Below are 1462 nucleotides of genomic sequence, written 5' to 3' on the forward strand. Positions count from 1 at the left end.
GTCACGCCGATCAGGCGGTGCTGGCAGTCGTAGCGGTATTCGGTGACTAACTGCTGCGCGCGGCCACGGCGTTCGCGTATGAGGTTTCCGAAGGCGTCGTAGTCGTAATGCCGGTCGCCTTGCAGTAACAGGCGGTTGCCGACGACGATGCCGGGGCCTGGGCGGTCTTGCATCAGCAGGTTGTTCGCCGGGTCGTGGGCGAAGCGTTCGGTGGGATCCTGGGAGTGGTCGGCGCGGGTCAGGCGGTCGAGGGGGTCGTAGTGGTAGTCGTGCTGGCCCTTGCGGGTGTCGAGCAGGCGGGTGAGGTTGCCGCTGTTGTCGTAGGTGTAGCGGCGAAGGCCGTGGCGGTGTTCGTGTTGGGCCAGGCGGCCCTGGTCGTCGTAGTGGTAGTGGCTCAGCAGTTGGCCTTGCTGGCGCTGGTGTTCGCGGCCTGCTTTGAACAGGTGCGAGCTGAGTGTCCGGCCATTCAGGTCGATAGTGGCAAGGTGGCCGCCCTTGTCGTGGTTGAAGGTCAGGCGGTTGTTGTCCGGCAGGCGCAGGGTTTCGAGCTGGCCGCAGTGGTCGTAGCCATAACGCAGGGTGCCCCAGCCTTGGTGCTCGGCGGTCAGGCGGCTTTGCGGGTCGTATTCGTAATGCAGCGGCCAGTGGCCGTCGTCGACGCTAAGCAGATTGCCGAGGCGGTCGTAGGTGTAATCCACGGTGCTGCCATCGGGCAGGTTTTTTCGGACGAGGCGGCCGGCGTTATCGCGCTGGTAGGTGGTAACCAACTGACGGTCATCGTCGCCAAACTCGGTTTTTTCCTGCAGGTGGCCGTTGAGGTCGTAGACGTAGGCGGTGCGTTGGCCGTCGAAGCCGGTTTCCTGCTGGATCAGGCCGTTAGCGTGGTACTCCAGTTGATAGCGCTCACCTGCCTCGTTTTCGATCTCGGTCAGTAGCAGGCGGGTGTTGTCGTAGCGGTACTTGAGTTGAGAGCCATCGGGGTTGATCCGGCGACTGATCAGGTGCAAGCCATCGGCATATTCATACCGGGTCACACGCCCCAGTTCATCGCGCTCGGCGGTGATTTTTCCGTAGGGGTTGTAGCTCAATTCGCGGGTGGCGCCGCCTGGCATTACCACCTTGATCAGCCGGCCCACCGCGTCCCAGTGATACTGGGTCAGCGCGCCATGTTCATCCTCGCGGGCAATCTGCCGGCCCAGGTCGTCATAGCGATAACGCCGTACGCCGCCATTGGGCAGTTGTTCCCCAATCAACTGGCCAAGATCGTTCCACGTCAGGCGCTGACAGCTGTGGTCCGGGTACCAAACCGCTAAAAGCTGGCCACGCTTGTCATAGCTGTACTCGGTGACATTGCCGGCTGGATCAGTCTGGCGCGTGATCGCGCCCTGATCATTACGCTGGTACTTCCAGACCGCCTCACCCCGGCGCATGACCCGTACGAAGCCATCCTCATACTCGTAGG

Annotated in this window: 1 pseudogene; it reads right to left on the reverse strand. The window is 62.4% G+C overall.

The window, feature by feature from the left end:
* Positions 1 to 1462: pseudogene (locus HBO24_RS29275) on the reverse strand (RHS repeat protein); the annotation flags it as partial.

The organism is Pseudomonas sp. WS 5410, from assembly GCF_012985645.1.
GTDB classification, from domain to species: Bacteria; Pseudomonadota; Gammaproteobacteria; order Pseudomonadales; family Pseudomonadaceae; genus Aquipseudomonas; species Aquipseudomonas shahriarae.